Annotated in this window: 9 protein-coding genes and 1 pseudogene; 7 read left to right on the top strand and 3 right to left on the bottom strand. The window is 59.8% G+C overall.

Going from position 1 to position 16,651, the window contains the following annotated elements; translation table 11 throughout:
• Window positions 1-166: 166 nt before the first annotated feature.
• Window positions 167-1,525, bottom strand: a pseudogene (locus ACOIX3_RS28625) (alpha,alpha-trehalose-phosphate synthase (UDP-forming)); the annotation flags it as partial.
• Between the two features lie 654 nt (window positions 1,526-2,179).
• On the opposite strand from ACOIX3_RS28625, the gene ACOIX3_RS28630 reads away from it, so the two are divergent.
• The 7 genes from ACOIX3_RS28630 to ACOIX3_RS28660 all read left to right on the top strand — a co-directional run bounded on the left by ACOIX3_RS28630 (window position 2,180) and on the right by ACOIX3_RS28660 (window position 12,553).
• On the top strand, window positions 2,180-5,236 hold the full coding sequence (locus tag ACOIX3_RS28630; RefSeq protein WP_420965333.1) for a DUF2169 family type VI secretion system accessory protein: 3,057 nt from the start codon (window positions 2,180-2,182) through the stop codon (window positions 5,234-5,236).
• The gene (locus ACOIX3_RS28635; RefSeq protein ID WP_420965334.1) at window positions 5,226-6,302 is read left to right on the top strand and encodes a pentapeptide repeat-containing protein; all 1,077 of its coding nucleotides are present in this window, start codon (window positions 5,226-5,228) and stop codon (window positions 6,300-6,302) included. The genes ACOIX3_RS28630 and ACOIX3_RS28635 overlap by 11 nt, the downstream gene beginning before the upstream one ends.
• Before the next feature lie 4 nt (window positions 6,303-6,306).
• Window positions 6,307-6,714, top strand: coding sequence for a DUF4150 domain-containing protein (locus ACOIX3_RS28640; RefSeq protein WP_420965335.1), 408 nt, complete (start codon window positions 6,307-6,309; stop codon window positions 6,712-6,714).
• Between the two features lie 34 nt (window positions 6,715-6,748).
• Entirely contained in the window at window positions 6,749-7,690 is a 942-nt protein-coding gene (locus ACOIX3_RS28645) for a hypothetical protein (RefSeq protein WP_420965336.1), read from the top strand.
• A 17-nt stretch (window positions 7,691-7,707) separates the two neighbouring features.
• Window positions 7,708-8,364, top strand: coding sequence for a DUF3540 domain-containing protein (locus ACOIX3_RS28650; protein ID WP_420965337.1), 657 nt, complete (start codon window positions 7,708-7,710; stop codon window positions 8,362-8,364).
• Between the two features lie 3 nt (window positions 8,365-8,367).
• Complete coding sequence (locus ACOIX3_RS28655; RefSeq protein WP_420965338.1) at window positions 8,368-10,143, top strand: tetratricopeptide repeat protein; 1,776 nt, start codon at window positions 8,368-8,370, stop codon at window positions 10,141-10,143.
• Between the two features lie 1,453 nt (window positions 10,144-11,596).
• Window positions 11,597-12,553: an NEL-type E3 ubiquitin ligase domain-containing protein gene (locus tag ACOIX3_RS28660; RefSeq protein WP_420965339.1), complete on the top strand. Its 957-nt coding sequence runs from the start codon at window positions 11,597-11,599 to the stop codon at window positions 12,551-12,553.
• Between the two features lie 1,322 nt (window positions 12,554-13,875).
• Here ACOIX3_RS28660 and ACOIX3_RS28665 read toward each other — a convergent pair.
• Window positions 13,876-14,388 carry an Hcp family type VI secretion system effector gene (locus tag ACOIX3_RS28665; RefSeq protein WP_420965340.1) on the bottom strand — a complete coding sequence of 171 codons (513 nt, stop codon included), beginning with the start codon at window positions 14,386-14,388 and terminating at the stop codon, window positions 13,876-13,878.
• A 574-nt stretch (window positions 14,389-14,962) separates the two neighbouring features.
• Entirely contained in the window at window positions 14,963-16,444 is a 1,482-nt protein-coding gene (locus tag ACOIX3_RS28670; protein WP_420965341.1) for a type VI secretion system Vgr family protein, read from the bottom strand.
• Window positions 16,445-16,651 lie beyond the last annotated feature (207 nt).

Genomic DNA, 16,651 nt, shown 5'->3' on the forward strand with positions numbered 1-16,651 from the left:
AGCCCGACCCTACGATGCGCGTGAAGTCATCATCTATTCTCCTCGCCCGCACATCGAACGCTGGACGTGACAAATGTCGCGGCGGGTCCAAATGGCTCGCACCGCCGGCCAATTTCCCCTCGACCTTTCGAGCAGCAAGGCTCCCTACATCCCTCGGGCCCTGTCCCGCGAGTTTCTCGGTCTGAATTTTCTCCAACTCGTCAATAAAGTGCGTCGACCATTTCTGGATGGGATACGCTCGAAGCTTCTCCATCATCCTTTTCCATCGAGAGCTGCGCTCTTCGGGCACCATCGAAATTGCGGCCGAAATCTTGTCTGCTATGTCATCGATGTCGTTGGGATCGACGAGCAGCGCCGCGTCGAGTTCCTTGGCCGCGCCGGCAAATTTCGACAAAACCAGCACGCCGGGATCGCTGCAGTCTTGCGCGGCGACATATTCTTTCGCCACGAGATTCATCCCGTCACGCAACGGTGTTACCACGCCGACACGTGCGGCACGGTAGAGACCGGCGAGCACGGCCTGGCTCTGAGGCTTCGTTTCGTGACGGATCGGCTTCCAGCCGGCCGCACCATGACGGGCGTTGACATCGTCGACAAGAGCCTCCACCTCGCTCTGATAATCTCTGTAGCTCTTGATGCTGGATCGTGAGGAGGTAGCGATCTGCAAAAGCGAGATGCTGCGCGGCTCCTTTTTCAAAAGGCGATCGAAGGCCAGAATGCGATTGTCAAGCCCCTTGGTGTAGTCGAGCCGGTCAACGCCGATGGCAAGCTTCTCACGATCGAGACCTTCCAATAGCGACGAAACATCGGCATTCGAAACTGCGTCTGCGGCGGATTGTGCAAAATTGTCTGTATCTATGCCGATCGGAAACACTTGGCACCGGGTTGCACCGCCATTGCGCGAGATCACAAGTCCGTCTGCGTTCGATGTGAGCCCGAGATCGACACGGACACAGGCAAGGAAATTCTGCCTGTCCTCGTTGGTCTGAAAGCCGACCAAATCATACGCAAGCATCGATTCGGTCAATTCGCGATGATGCGGCACCAACTGCACATGGGGCGCCGGCCATGGCGTGTGCAGGAAGAAACCGATCGGCTGGTCGACGCCCCGATTACGCAGCTCAGCACCGAGCGTGAGGAAATGATAATCATGCACCCAGAACGCGTCCCGGTCCCCATAGTTGAGCAGCGCGTCCGCCATGCGGGCGTTGATTTCACGGTAGCAGCTATAATCGCCTTCCGAGGACGAGATCCGGTCTGTTAGCGAATGTAGTGCCGGCCATAGTTCCGAATTGGCAAAGCCCTCATAATGGCGGCGATACTGCTCGGCAGGCAGATTCACCCTCACGAGCGTGCCTCCGCCGAACGCCATCACAGACGGATCAGCCTCCAGCGGGCGCGAGGGCCCTACCCAAACTGCTCCTGATGGTTTCACCACAGGGACCAGCGCCGCCTCAAGCCCGCCTGTCTTGGGTTCATCGACGTCGCTGCTGGCAACACGGTTCGACACGACGACGAGATTCACAAGTCATCCTTTCCCGTCTGATGTGCCGTTTAGCCGGACGTTCGATCAGTTTGCCACGCTTGATCGCCGAAGATTTGCGGCCTGAAACCCGACCGGACTGGGACGATTTCACGCGCGCTTCGTCGGCTGTTACTAAACACTGCGACCCGCCTCGAATAACGGGCGAGCCACGCAGGCCCTCGCTGACCTACAAGACAAGTGTGGTCATTCCGGCGCCCAGTGCACGACAGCTTCGTCTCGCGAGGCCAGCTTTCCCAAGGCCAACGAAGCACCGGTATTTCTGCAGACGGAACCGCTTGTACTCTTCGGCGAGCCGCACCCCCTACGTGGTCTTCTATCAGGCCGCTCGAGCGGCCTGCGAGCCGATGATCCCCCAGGAGCAAATCGCGGCTGCCTCTCGATCAAACCGTTGCGGTGCGGAGCGCCCATTTACGTAACGCCGAGCCGAATTGCTGCCTACCTAACTTGGTATGTGACACAGAGACGCGCTCGCATGGTGGGACCGAAAGTCCGTCACGCTCGAGAGATATAGATAAAAGCGAATTCGTCTCGGCAGGTTTCATGCCCATTTTGGTAAAGCCACGCACATTGAGTCTGTTGACCAAATGCGAGCGTCGCCCTCCCGGGGCCAGCCTCATCATTTCGGTCTTCGCGATGTTCGACCTCGCCAACCCGGACGCCGATCGTCTGCAGGGCGAGCAGGAGCTTTGGGTGATGGCCGCCAAGGAGCTCCCGCCCGGCGCCCCTCTCGATATCGGCATGCCCAAGCCGCAAGCGGAGGTGCTCATCGGCGGACATGCGGCGGCGCCTGACGGACGGCTAACCGAGCGCATGATGTTGGGCTTTGCGCTCGGACCGATCCAGAAGCATCTTCTGGTGACTGGCGACCGCTATTGGCAGATGACCGGCTCCGGCTGGCGACCGACAGCAGTACAACCGTTCCGGCAAATGCCGCTAACGCGGCAACGCGCCTTCGGTGGGTCTGGCTACGCGGCGAACCGGGTCGGCGCCGGCCACGAGGCTCTCCGCCGCAGCATGGCCGGCGAACTGGTGGCCCTGCCCAACGTAGAAGACCCCGAGCACGCGATTCAATTCATCGACACGATCGCACCGCCAGCAGTCTTCGGACCAATCGCGATTGATGATAAGGAACGCCTGCAATACGCAGGATCCTATGACACCGCGTGGCTGCGATCAGTTGCTCCCGCTCTGGCGACCGATGCCGCTCCGCGGTTGTTTCTGTTCGCTCCGCCAGACCAGCGCCTGAGCGGCTTCATCAGCGGCGGAGAACCTTACGCGCTGCAGAACTTCTGCGCCGCGCATCCATTGATCGAAGGCCACCTGCCGACCTTTCGGGTGCGCTGCTTCATCGGCTGGAGCGATGCGACACGTGGCGTCACGGAACTGCAGACACGCATCGATACCCTTTGGCTGTTCGCGGGAGCCCGCCACGGCGTCATGATCTACCGCACCGCGATTGCCGTACAGGAATTGGACGGCAGAGACGTGGGCGACATTATGATCGCTTACGAGCAACAACGCGAGCCTCCGCGGCCGTTCGACCATTATCTGAATGTCCGGCAGCTGCGGCTCGACCCGGCGAGCGCCGCACGCTATGCCTTTTCGGAACATCAACTTGCTCCCGAAACTTCGGCTGCCGAACGCGCAAGCCGCGCAGCGCGGCGTCGCCATTTGGCCGAACAGCGTGCAGCACGGCAGCAGGCATCGATGCGCTGGGCGCTCGATCAGGAGTTCGCGCGCATTGAGTTTCCGTCTTCGCTACGCCCGACGATCGAGATACCGCCGATCGAACCATCAGTCATTCCGGAATTGTTGCCGGAGGAACTCGAGAGCGGCGAGATCGATTTGGCCGAGATCCTCGACGCGTTGGAGACGGTCCAGGCCAAGGCAGAATCCGATGTAGACAAGCTTGACGCCCAATATCAACCGATACGTGCCACCTATGAAAAGATTTCCGATGGAACCGCCACATCGAGCGATATCGACGCGTTGCTTGCCGCGATCTCTTCCACGGACGCTGCGCAGTCGATGGCCACAAGCTTTGAGCAGGCTCCGCCGCTCCATGCGCCATCGGACGCTGATCGGGCCCTCACCGGCGATATCGAAGACAAGCTCGCGCGGGCGAAACACTGGCGTGGCGAAATCCTTGCCGCGGCACCGCAACCGCTCGACGAGCAGAACCAATTCGAACTTGCACATGCTCGTTTCTTTAACCTGGCAGCTGGACGACCGCTCGAACCGATACGCAACGCGATATCGGATAACTCGTTTTCACTTCCCGATATTGCGGCGCTGGTCCTGCCGGAAGAAGCCCGGAGCGTCACACCCGAGACGCCGCCGCGCCCGACCATTGACGAGATAATGACGCAGATTGAGGCCTCTGGGACACCGCCTGACGCCGCCGAACAGGCGCGTAAGGCGCTTGCCGACGCTGAAGCGGGGCTCAAAAGGGCCGTTCCTGCGTTACCGTCCGATGACCGCGCGCCGTTCGAGGCCTTAAGTGCGCCGCATCCAACGGCAGCTGATGAGCCCGAAGCAGGGATCGCCGCGGCGACGACCAAATCTACGAAAGCATTGACTGTCCTGCGGACCGAGATCGACAAAGCGGAAGGACAGTTGGCTGCCGGCATGGCCGCGGCAAGGCTCGCCTCACCGAAGCCGCTCAAGCCTGAAACGACGCTGGCACCAGCCGTCGCACGCGCGCTGGGCGATCTGGTGGAAGAGGAATGCCAGCGCGGTGGCACGGTTGCAGGTCGGGATCTCGCCGGCGCCGACCTCTCCTGGCGGAGATTCGCGAATGCGGACTTCTCCGGCGCCTTCCTTGAACGTGCGAAGCTGAACGGGACAAACCTGGCCGGTGCAAAACTGATGAAGGCCGCACTGACCGGCGCGACGCTCATCAATGCTGATTTAAGCGCGACCGATCTTACCGAAGCCAATCTCGGTGAAGCCGACTGCCGCGGAACGCGTTTCGCTGGCAGCCAACTTGTGCGCACCAATCTTCTCGGTGCGCGCATGGTGGGCGCATGCTTCGACCACGCGCGCCTTGGCGAGCTCCAGGTTTTGCGGGTACCAATGATCGGGGCAACCTTCCGCGGTGCGCAAATACATCAATGCGCCTTCATCAAAGTCGCCCTCGATAACAGCGTTTGGGGGAACGCCATTCTTGAGCGCGGACAATTCATGGATTTATCGTTATCTGGTGCGAGCTTCGTTGGCGCGCGACTTGAGCAAACCTGCTTTCTCAAGGTGGCGGCGCGCCAACTCGATCTCTCGAACTCGCAATTTGACCAAGTCAGCTTCATCGGCGACGTCGACCTGCGTGATGCACGTTTCGGCCGCAGCAGTGCCGAGGCGCTCTCCTTTCAGGCGGCCAACCTCAGCGGCGCCGACTTCACCCTGGCCCGACTAAACGGTGTTTACTTCGGCAAGTCCACGCTGGCGCGCGCTACCTTCCGAATGACATCGCTGAAACGCGCGGTCTTCACCGGCAACGATCTGCGGGGCGCCGACTTCTATGCCGCCAACCTGCTCGAGGCACATCTCAATCAGGCCGACCTCACCGGCGCCAGCCTACGCCATGCAAATCTCTATGGCGCCGACCTGATGGATGCCTCCTTGGTCGCGACCGATTTGAGCAACGCAAATATTGACCGCACCGTCCTGATGGTCACGCGCAATGTCAATTGATCTCATATTGCAGTCGATCGCCCATAAGCTCCCCGTACGCGAAGCCAGTCTAGATGGCCAGACGCTATCCGGGCTGAGCCTGACGGATGGCGTTGTGCTGAGCTCTTCCTTTCGCAACAGCCACTTCACGCGTGCCCACGTTACTGGCATGACGTTTCAGGATTGCGACTTCAGCGAAGCTTCCTTCGCCGACGCTTGCTTTGAAAGATGCATATTCGCGGGTTGCCGCGCTGGTGGCTCCGACTGGCGGCGGACGCGCTTCACCCAATCGACGTTGATGTCGTCGGATTTCAGGCATAGCGACTTCACCGAGACGCGGTTCAGCCAGACGACAGCGATGCGCTGCACGTTGGCCCATACCCTCTTGCGCAGGGCCACCCTATCTCAAAGCGCTCTCATGGATTGCGAGCTCACCGGCCTCGTGCTCGACAATGCCAGGCTCACGAACGCAGCCATAACGCAGGCCGATTTGCGTAGCGCGCAGCTTACGGGACTGCGTTGCGACACGATCCTTTTCTCCGAATGTGATCTGTCGGAGCGGGATCTCTCCGGGCTGACGCTTGCGCGAGCGAACCTGAGCGGTGCCAAGCTGAACGGCACAAACCTGTCCGGAGCCGACCTCTCCGGTTCGGTATTGGTGGGTGCGAGCCTCGTGGGTGCTGATCTCTCCCGTGCCACCGCTCCGAACACAGTGTTTGTGCGGGCTAACCTCCGAGCAGCAAGGTTGCGCAACGCCGATTTGACGCAATGCATCTTCGAAGAGGCGCGCCTCGACGGCTGCGATCTTTCGGGGACAAAATTGGGGACGTCCGTTTTCACACGTGCATCGGCCACGTCTGCCGTGTTTTCCCGCGCCGACATGTCCTACGCGCTGATGCACCACGCCAAGGTTGATGGCAGCGACTTTTCCGGCTCGCGATTTCTGCGCACTGACCTTCACTGCGCGTCGGCCAAAGGCACTCTGTTCACGACCGGGCGTGGGGGTACCCTGCAAACCGTGCCGGAACGCGCCGTCGCCGAACTCTACGATGCAAGCCGGGTCATCCCTCTCAACGGAGCAGGTTAGACATATGACTTTTGTCAATTCAAGTGGCCCGATGTCGGCGGCGGATCTCGCGTTTCCTGACGTCTGCAACACGCCATCTGGTCCCGCCGTCGTGCCTGCCGCCTACCCAAACCTCACTCTGAACACGACGGCTATTCCGACGCAGTCCCGGTGCCTGATCATGTGTATGCCTGCACACAACATGACGACCGAGCGCGCGACATCGATGGGTGACAACGCAGGTGTGGCCCTCGGCGTCATCTCTGGTCTTGTCATGGGCCCTGGCCGTGCCAAGGCGGGATCCGACAATTTGTCAATCGGCGGATCACCGGCAACCAAAATGGGGATGCCCACCAAGCAGAATGGTGCCAACCCGAACGCGTTCGGACTTTCGATATCGCCCTCTCAAACCCGCTTGACGGCGCTGCGCTAAGGTGCCGACAGCCATACGATTGGGGAAGCCCGCTATGCCAAATGCCTATATGCGACTGGTCGTTCCAGGATCCCTGACATCTCCCCTGACCGAGTCAACTTATCTGCGCCTCGGCTCTTATTCAGACGAAGAAGCAAAACTCGTCACCGGTCTCACGACGACCATTAGCGAAAGTCCACACGAGAGCGACAACGCCGGCTTGCTTGCCTTCACCAATAACGACTTCCAGGCAAATGTCGAAGGCGCTGCACTGCTCAAAATCGGTCGAGGTCAGACCACTGAGGTCACGAACGGCAACTCCCAACATCAGGTCTCGAAAGGTACCTATGAGATTTCCGCCGAGAATGGTGTGTCAATCAGTGCTGGCGCTAATGGTACGCCTGCGGACATCACTCTGACGGCCTCCAACCGCGTCAAGCTAATCAACAACGGCCACAAAACGGAAACGACAGTTGGCAACTCGGAAAAGCAGACGATGGGCGACACCAAGGAATTCTTCCAGGGGACCAAATACACCTGCATGAGAGGCGCAGCTACCACGCTGACGATGGCACGGAACGTATGCATGTTCTTTGGAGAATCGTTCACCTTCAAGGTCTCCAGAGAATGTTCATTCAATCTGAGCGACCTGAGCTCTATCACGATCGGCAACAAACTCGACATTGTCGAAGGAAACGACATCAAGCAAGTGATCGGCAATTCGGCCAAGTGTGTTTTCGGACCTAACTTCAAGTCGGCTGATAGCGATACCAAAATTCTCAGCAAAAGCGATTTCAAGCTCGCGCCTGTCGACGACTTGAAGGTGGTCGGCCGCGACGGAAAGGTCTGCAAGACCAGCGTTTCGGTCACGGAAGATGAATCGTGGCGGGGAAAGTCAAGCATGGAACAGTACGAACTTGTGTCCCGAGCAGCCGAGATCCTGTCCAGCACCGGCAATGAGGAAGTCATACAAAAGAAGTTGATAAATTTCATGTAGGTAGCTGGAGAGCAAGAATGACGATCACGATCCGCGCCACAGATGTCGACAGCTTCGCGATGGCCGAGCGCTTGCTTGAACCCGGACATCACACAGCTCGTATCGTGTCAGTCAGCGACGATGGCGCTGCGGCGGAGGTTGAACTCGGCGGCGCTCGTCACAGGGCGACGGTGGCTGTTGGCTGCGTGGTCCGGCCCATACTACAGGACATAGTGCTGCTCTTCACTAACATGGAGCAGTCCTTCGTCGTGACCGTGCTCGAGCGAGCGGCTTCCAATGGTGTCATGATCGGCCCACCCGCGGGTCGCAATATGTCGATCGAGGGCGAAACCATCACCATCGCTGCGCGCCAGCGCATTTCCTTGCGCGCCGATAGTATTGATCTGCGGGCTAAGCTGTTTGCCGTGCTCGCGAACAAAGGAACCTGGATCGGCAAGCTCTACACGTTGATCGCGGACCACGTCAGATGCTCGGCGCGTATCCAGGAAGCAAGCGCCGAGTCGCTTACGATAAAAGCGGTCGCGCGCGTCGCGGTGATCGAGCGGATCGACTCATTGCAGACCGAGACCCAGGCCATTAGGGTCACCGGCATTGCTTCCGAGATGGCCCACAGCAAGGTCATCGCGGTGAGCGAGGATCTCCGCCTTGACGGCAAACGCGTCACGGTTGCGTAGCGCATGCTATACACTGGCATGCCGGCTCCTCCGACCCGGCAAGACCGGGTTAGAACGGCCCAAGAGTTCATTGCGGCCGGCCGCCTCGAGGAAGCGGAGGCACTACTGGACGGGGTCGTCGCCACGGGCGATCCCGATACCCTCAATGCAAGGGCTGCTTTGGCGCTTGCGCGGCGACGGACCGAGTTCGCGTTCGAGATGCTAGCGGAAGCGGCGACCATCTACCCCGAACACGCGGGCCTCACCACCAATCTCGGCATCGCCCACGAATTGCTCGGACGCACTGAGGAGGCGATGGTCTGCCTCGAACGCGCAGCCGCTCTCGCCCCGCACAACGATGAGATCAAGCTCGCGCTTGCTCATGCCCTGCTCGGCTGTGGCAAGGTTAGGGAAGCCCGCGCGATGACGGAGATCGTTGTCCAACACGAGCCTGGGAATGCGCGGGCCCTCCTCCAGCTCGGCGCCATCGAGTTCGCCCTGGGCCACAGTTCGTCGGCTGAGGCCGTCCTGCTTCGTGCGCTTGAGATTGCTCCGGACGACCCCGATGCGCTCGGCAACTTGTCGGTACTCATGTTCGAACGCGGCCGCCTCGACGAGGCGCTCAGCCTAGCCGAACGCGCACATTTGCGTGCCCCTCTCGATACAGGCAGGCTCCTGCATCTGACTTATTGCCGCGCCGCAACTGGGCTATGGCCGCAAGCAGAGGCCACTTGCAAGAAGTTGCTCGCCTATGCGCCGGCTCATGTTGGCGCCCGCGAAATCTTGGCCCGCGTTACGATTGCCATGGGTGAGGTGGACCGAGGCATTGCGCAACTGACGCAATTCGTTCGCACTCGCAAATCGGATCCTTCCGCCGCGCTTGCCCTAGCACGTGTCCTGCAGTTCGTTGGCCGCTTCGATGAAGCTCTCAACCTTGTTAGCCACGTCGTGCACACACGCCCTGAGAATGAAGCAGCGACGGCTCTACTGACGACGCTTGAACTGACGATCGGTCGCTTCCCAACGCCCGAGCCGATCGCCTCGGCGCTTGTAACGCGGATAGCCGTACCGCCGACGACGAGCGCCCTCGAATTCGTGGCGCTCGTTCGTCTCTTGCGTCGGCTGGCGAGCCAGCAGGACGTGCATGTGGTCGCGGAGCCACGTTATCAAGCTCTTCTTACCAGTTTTGCTGAGCAGGTCATTTCCAACGAGCTGACGTCCGAGCCCTCAGCTATGCCGCTGCAATCATTGTTGCGCGTTCTGCCGGTCGATGCCAGCAACATTGCCGATGGGATTCCCTACCTGCGCCCTGAGGCCGAGCTATCCGCCAAATGGCGTGATGCCCTGGCTGTGTTCGCAAGGCCTTTGGTAGGCATCGTGTGGGAGAGTGGGGCTCTCGGCCTATCGATGGAACAGGTCGCCGCCGTGATCCCTCACGGCGTCACGCCGGTCAGTTTGGTGACCGAGGCGCAACGGCACGACATGAAGCGATGGAGTCTTCCGATCGATGCTGGGGTGCATATCGAGTGTCCAGCCGAATTGATCGCAGCGATCGTCAATCTCGACGCCGTGGTCGGGCCCGACAGCTTCGCCGTCCATATCGCCGGAGCGCTCGGCGTTCCCGGCGTGGTCTTCGTGCCGCGCGGCTATCCCTGGTATTGGGCTCAGGCAGATGGCAAACCACTGTGGTACCCATCGTTCGAAGTCGTCGTGCAGGAGCGACTAGGTGACTGGGCTGGGGCAATCAATGAAGGCCGGCGTCGGCTTGAGGCACGGCTGCGCGCGTCAACGAGTGATTGAGTAGCGTGCTCTCACGACCACATTTGGAAGGTTGCGGTATCTTCGAGGCTGAGGATCGTGAAGTCCGCTCGACCGGATTGACGATTGGACTTTCCGGTCGAGGTCGACAACACAGATCTGCCTGATGCGCGCCACCGGACCGATCACTTGACTCGCACATAACACGCGCGTCGCGGACGCATCCTTCCGTCAGGTTGCCGACGGCGACTACAAAAGACAGAATTTGCGAATGTAGCGTCGCCTGATCGCGCTCGACAGTATCAACTCAAACATGATCTGCCAGTCGACGCATTGCCATTGCGGAAGCGCGGATACGCGCGCTCTCACTGAACCTTCCGTCTCTGGCGCGGGCAGACTTACCGCCCATGAGAACGTCTCTATCTGGGAGTCACCGGTCCGGCTTGATCTCGCCAGACTCGGAGGAGAATTTGATGACCCCTTAGCAATATCAACCGGGTCGACGGGCCGCAGATGTCGCGCAGACGTTCCACATCTTACTGCAACTGCTCGGCCGCGGTTCTTGATCGCCATCGTCGGTGATCAACACACACGGTGACGGCTATCGGCTTGGAGAAGAGCCGCGCCCGCCCATTTGCTCGTCGGAGAAGAAGACGGTACTGATGAACCACAGAACAAGACCATCGAGGCTCGGGAATGACTTGTGAAACTCCCGAACGAGGCTACCGGCAGGGTTCAACCGCGCGGCCCAAAAGGGCAAAGCCTTGACACACAGCCGCAGACATCCGCCGCCGACGATCCGACGAATCTCGAGGCTGCTGACCAATCGTCGCAGACCAGATCCTTGAGGCCTGGGCGGCTGAAGAGGGGCAAGGCGAACATGAGAATCGGCAAGAGGCGGTAAGGCGAACGCGAGCTTGGGGAGAAACAGCGCCCCATGAGCCGCAGTGGCCGGATCTTTCATTGCTGTCCCTGACCACCTTGTCCGCCGCCTTCCCGGCCGGGCTCCGGCACCTGAATGTTGACGGCAATCAGCTGACGAGCGTGCCCGATATGCTTCCGAGCGGTCTCCAAAGCCTCCACGCCAGAAACAATTGGCTAGCCAACCTGCCGACCAGTCTCCCGGCCCGCCTCGAATGCCTCCGCGCCGGCGGCAACCGGCTGACGAGCCTGCCTGAAACCCTGCCGGTCGGGCTCCAGCGCCTGTACGTCCCAAACAATCAGCTGACCAGCCTGCCCGCAACGCTTCCAGCCGGGCTCACGCTGCTCAGCGCCAGCAGGAACCGGCTGGCCAGCCCGAGACCCTCCCGGCCGGGCTCCGTCAACTGCAGTCGACGACAATCGGTTGACGAGCTTGCCCGAGGCCCCTGCTAACGCAGCTCGGCCCTGGGTGCCTCGTTGATTTGGATGATAATCCGCTGCCTAAGCGGGTGAGGACCAACCTGACGGCGGTCGTGAAGGCCGAGGGATATGCTGGTATAGCGCGACAATCTGGGTGGGAAGCACTTCCATCCTGATTGCCGCGCGGCATGCTGGCCCGAACGTGTTCTTCTCGGATCCCGACAAAGCAGCACAAGATCAGGCGCGGCCTCTGGCCGACGCTGTTGCGGACTGGATCGGAGAGCTGGACGGGGCGGACATCTGGCAGGGCTTCGCTGGCGAGCCGGGAGCCGAGGAATATTCACGCTTCCTCGACAAGCTGCGGGGCACTGTGAACTACGGCAACGACGCATTCCGGCAAATGGTGGTCGAGGACCTGCGGCAGGCGGCGGTGAAGCCGACATTGCGCGAGCAGTACTTCCATGCAGCCGTCGCAGCGAACGAGAGCTGCGAGGATCGCATCAGGTTGAACTGGAATGGCATGCAAACCGCACGCGCGAACGCTGATGTTCTAGATGGAGCCTATGATGAGCATCTCGACAAACTCCTTCAGCTGGGCCGCATTATGTTCCGCTTGGCCGCGCTGGAGGGGATCGCACGCGAGAAGATCAGCTCGCTCCCTCTCGTCGACGAGATCGAGGTCTATCTCGCTTATCAGACTAAGCTGCACGAGCCGCTGGAGCTGGATCACATCGCGCCGGACAATAGGTTCGTCGGGGTCTCCTACGTCACCGACGACGACCTTGCCGCGGCTAAGACGTCCGTGCGCAATCACGAGGCAGCGGAGTTCGCCGACTATCTGGCGACCCGCTGGCAGCCCTGGGAGACGCTTGTGAGCCGCATCGCCCCCGAAGCCTATGCCGCGATGGAGGGCCGGACGGGCGAGGAGTTTGAGAGCCGACTGACGAAACGGCTCGCGGATCATCACCTGACCGGCGACGACGAGCAGGCCCTCCGAGCCCAGATCCGCAATGAAATTGCCCGCGAGATCAAGGGCGCGCTTATGCAGAGGGTGCTCACAGAGCACGGCCTCGAAGAGTTGCTCCCACCTAGCAGCTCCGCCACAACGTGAGTGGCGGTAGGTTTGACCCGCCATCCCGCGTAAAGTTCAATCAGGCGTCTCGCAAGACTCCATAATCGGGCCGTTGCTGAATGCGCGCAGCCTCTCTACTGCAGATCACCAACCCGTCGCGACGTTGGAGAACCGACGAACCCCGCCGTCGCTCAGACGTTTCATCTAGATGACCGAGAGCAGCGGACTGTGACACAGCCCTTAAAGCGGATGGCAGGACAGCCCGTGTACATGGAGGTCGAGCGACCACGTTCAGCGCAGTCGATCACTGCGCCCTTCTGGGTGACTACAACACCGTCATGGCCAACTGCTGGCTTTTAGAGCACGACCGACATCGTCTTTGAAATGGCGACATGCGGTCGCATCCCGGCCTACCTTATCATCCCCTCGAACCTAGCCGCCTTTCTTCATCCTATTGGATTCGACGTCCAGCCTCGGGAGACATGCGTGCAGTGAGATCGGACTCAATCCACAACTCTTGTTCCGGCTCAGACCGCCTCGAGAGCGTAGCTCGCCAATCCACGAGACCTCTTGCGGCGTCAGCTCTGGTTGGAGAGATACCTGCCGCCGTAGTACTCTTCTCGCGCGGCCTTCCGACACCCCCTCGTAGAACGCATCCGCGTCTTCGATGGTGTAACCAGCGCCGGCGAAGCAGCCTCGTGCCACCTCGTGGAGCGTATGCCGTATTGAACTCGTATCGTCGTTTACGGCGTTAAGACCCGCGACGATAACTATAACCATCTCCTTTGAGAGGCGTGGCTGGCCACTCATCAACGCCAGTTCAGTCCCGAACGCCGTCAAGGCTGGTTGTTTCCAACTCACATCTCTTAGCATCAATCATGCGCATGATGCTGGATCAACAGTATGATTCCGACGCCCTATTCCCGCGCGATATTTCGGTCCGAACACGACCGACTTGATGCACAGCGAGATCCTAAAGCCATTACATGAATCGGCGTATCTTTGCTGTGTGTCTACGTAGTGCATCGAACAATTTCGTCGGAACAGCACCGTGAGGCCGGCTTGCTCACACCACCTGGTCTCACCGCTCTCATCAGCAATGGCAGCCAATGCTCGAATCGATATAACATTCTGTCGAGTAAAGCCGGGCCGACCTACCTACTCTTCGCAGTGTCTACAAGTTGCCACAAAGCAGACCCGGCATCGCCACCTCCGAGTCCAGCGACCCTATCGGAGTACGCGCGATATATCCGCCATTGTCCGATCTGATACTGGGATCAAGTCGCTGTCTTTGGCTTGGCGGGGAGCATAGCGTTTCGTTGGTGCGGCAAAACGGCGACAGCGCGAACGTGTCGGCGTTGTCACCATTTATCCTCGCCGCTGGTGCTGCAGGGACCATGCTCCCATTTCACTTCTTTGTAGGTGAACGACCAGTCTTCCATGTTCTGAAAGAAGCTGTTCTGCGGATTGATCGTCAGCGGCACATGCGCCTTGCCTTCGACTAACGTCGCGTTCTTCCAGCTTATCTTGAAGAAGTTCTGCGGCTGCGGCATGCCCCCAGGGTCGGGGCGGTAGAACTCGCAAACCAGATCTTCGAGCACCTCGTTAGTAGCCAACGCCTGCCATAACAGCGGCGAGGCTCGATCGAAGTACTTCGTGAAGCTCACCGGCTTGTGGTTGCGAGGGCCCGTGGCGACACCGCTCGCGGGATCGCAAGGAACGCTGATGGCGCTGGTGAAGGCGACAACGGTGATCTTCCCTTGCTTATCCGAGTCACCTTTGGCGACCTGCCCGATGCTGTCCGGCGTGGATGCATCCTTGGAGATGTCGCCCTGCTTCTTTCCCTTGATTTTCAAGTAGATTTCAAGTGACACTTTCGGCTCCTATTTCCTGACATACGCCGGCACACACCGGCACGATGGATATCGCAACATCCATGCCAAGAGTCGTGGGCATCCGATACCCAATATTGCGAGCCTTCCCGATCTGACGGCACAGCACTACGCGGTTTTCCTGACACCGACACCATCAAGCGACGGCGTTGTCGCCATCGTGACAGTGATCTGTCACGGCGTAGCTGGGCCGACCCATTCCAATTGACACTTGATATCGAGAAATGCACGCGTGGCAAGGTCGAGGACAGCCTGCCCCGTCACACGGTAACCCATGCCGTTATCGACAACGGCGTTGCCCTGCAGCGCGTAAACGAGCACCGCGCAAGGACCGCGCTGTTCCTGCCCGAGACAGTGCGTCGACAATTTGAGGCACACTTCTCGTCCGTCGCGAAGCCGTTGCGACCAAATGCCATCCGCCGACGGCGGCGGTATGTTTATCGATGCGCTCGGCAAGATGGTCGCGCGTGCCGTACTGGCCACCGCTTCCAATAGCGGGTCGATCTCGTGTGCCGCTGGACACCAGAGGGTCATAATGCGCCACGAGGAGAAGAAATCACGAAGATCCGTCGAAAATCTCGATCGAGGCGCCGGATTGCGACTTGAGGCGATTGGACAAGTGCGTCTCCGATGTCACTCCTCCCTTCATATCAGGGTTGTGGACCCCCCCGACCACGACCGGTTGGTCAATGTCGGCGTTCATGTAACTAACTATGACTTCCGTGCCTGGCACCAACGGACAATGCAAGCCGGTTTGATTCGGACCTACATAAGGTTCGAGCTTGCGCACGTAGTCGCTACAACGGCCCTCGGCCGGTTCGTCGGCGAATGTCAACCGCAGCATGTAGCGGCCCTGGTCGTCAATCTCGGCCCGCCCGTTCCAGGCTTCTCCATCGACTGTGGCGGTGTGGAGGCCGACGCCCAGGGGCACAGGTGTCATCGCAACTGGTCGATAAGGCACGTCCGAGCGGATGCAATGGACCATGTTCTCGTAGGCTCGTCCATCCTGCCCGGATCCACCGAATGCGCGCGGCGCCGGGCGATAGGCCGAGTGATCCGCGGCGACGACGAGATATTCACCATCAAAACGCGGATGGCCCTCCAGTTTGAAAATGACGCCAGCGCGCAGTTCCGGTGCGTCGCTTTGGGCGATGTACATTGTCTGGCCGGCGCAGATCTGCTCGGCGCGGATCCGGGCCAGCGCGGTCGCTTCTGCTTCGTTCGCAAAATGCCCGCCGAAGCGCGAGGCTTTGCCCAAGAAACCGCTGCCTTGCCCGACCTGCTCATCGGCGGACACGACCCGAAGCACCGTTTCGTTATAATCGCGGAACGCGATCGTCTTTGTCGAGAGCACCTGGCGCTGCCGGAGCGACCGAACGGCGGCTTCGTCGACGCCTCGCGGTCGCTTGCGCTCGTGCTGGCGCGCATAAAGAAGCGTCGACTTGGCGCCGAACTTGACGTTGGGGAACGCCACATTTTTGTCGCCGAAGACGAGCGTTTCACCGTCGTCTTCTTGCTTGAAGAAATAGAAAATTCCATTCCGTTCGCAAAGGCGGGAAATGAAAGCCAAATCGCTTTCATTGTATTGCACAACATAATTTCGCTTGGGATAGCGATCAATATTGTATTCGCTGGGAATGCTGATGCTCACCTTGCTCAACTGCTGTTTGATGATGTCATCGACGCCCACAGGTTGGCCGGGACCATAAATGCGGCTCGCAACTGAGAGCTCGGCGACAGCAAAACGCGGTCGCAGGACAAACTGAAGCCGTCGCAGGCCAGTCCCCGTAGGGTCGAGTTCCTCGATTTGGGCGCAGAGGCCCGAGGCAAGCCATCGCCCGCTTGCCGTTTTGACAGACAGCTTGGCGCGCTCACCTAACAAAGAGCCTGTATCGACATCGCTCGGTGTCGTGGCGTAAATCGCGTAGCTGAACGGCAGAGAAATGCACTCTGTGCCCTCGAAGCTTTGGACGTCGAGCTCAATGCTGGGCTTGCTGCGAATCTCTAAGTCCATGCTGAGATTGGATTCGTTGGTCATCGGCGCACCAAATCAAATTGCGGCAGTGCTAACAACGCTTGTCACTGCGCCGGGGAGCGTGGGGACGCTTGGGAGCTGAAGCACTTCATGAAAACGATATCTCTCCTTCCCTACTCGTTTTACGACAGCGGCAGAGACAGACACGGTCGCGGCGGTTTAGGACCTGAAGCGAAACCGGCTATTCCGCTGGCGAGATGGTAGGCGGCC

This window comes from Bradyrhizobium sp. B120 (assembly GCF_049075665.1).
Taxonomy (GTDB): Bacteria; Pseudomonadota; Alphaproteobacteria; order Rhizobiales; family Xanthobacteraceae; genus Bradyrhizobium.

Excerpts from the sequence above, each read along its gene's own strand:
- ACOIX3_RS28630 (WP_420965333.1), top strand. The coding sequence starts at position 2,180 with ATGTTCGACCTCGCCAACCCGGACGCCGATCGTCTGCAGGGCGAGCAG.
- ACOIX3_RS28635 (WP_420965334.1), top strand. The coding sequence starts at position 5,226 with ATGTCAATTGATCTCATATTGCAGTCGATCGCCCATAAGCTCCCCGTA.
- ACOIX3_RS28640 (WP_420965335.1), top strand. The coding sequence starts at position 6,307 with ATGACTTTTGTCAATTCAAGTGGCCCGATGTCGGCGGCGGATCTCGCG.
- ACOIX3_RS28645 (WP_420965336.1), top strand. The coding sequence starts at position 6,749 with ATGCCAAATGCCTATATGCGACTGGTCGTTCCAGGATCCCTGACATCT.
- ACOIX3_RS28650 (WP_420965337.1), top strand. The coding sequence starts at position 7,708 with ATGACGATCACGATCCGCGCCACAGATGTCGACAGCTTCGCGATGGCC.
- ACOIX3_RS28655 (WP_420965338.1), top strand. The coding sequence starts at position 8,368 with ATGCTATACACTGGCATGCCGGCTCCTCCGACCCGGCAAGACCGGGTT.
- ACOIX3_RS28670 (WP_420965341.1), bottom strand. The coding sequence starts at position 16,444 with ATGACCAACGAATCCAATCTCAGCATGGACTTAGAGATTCGCAGCAAG.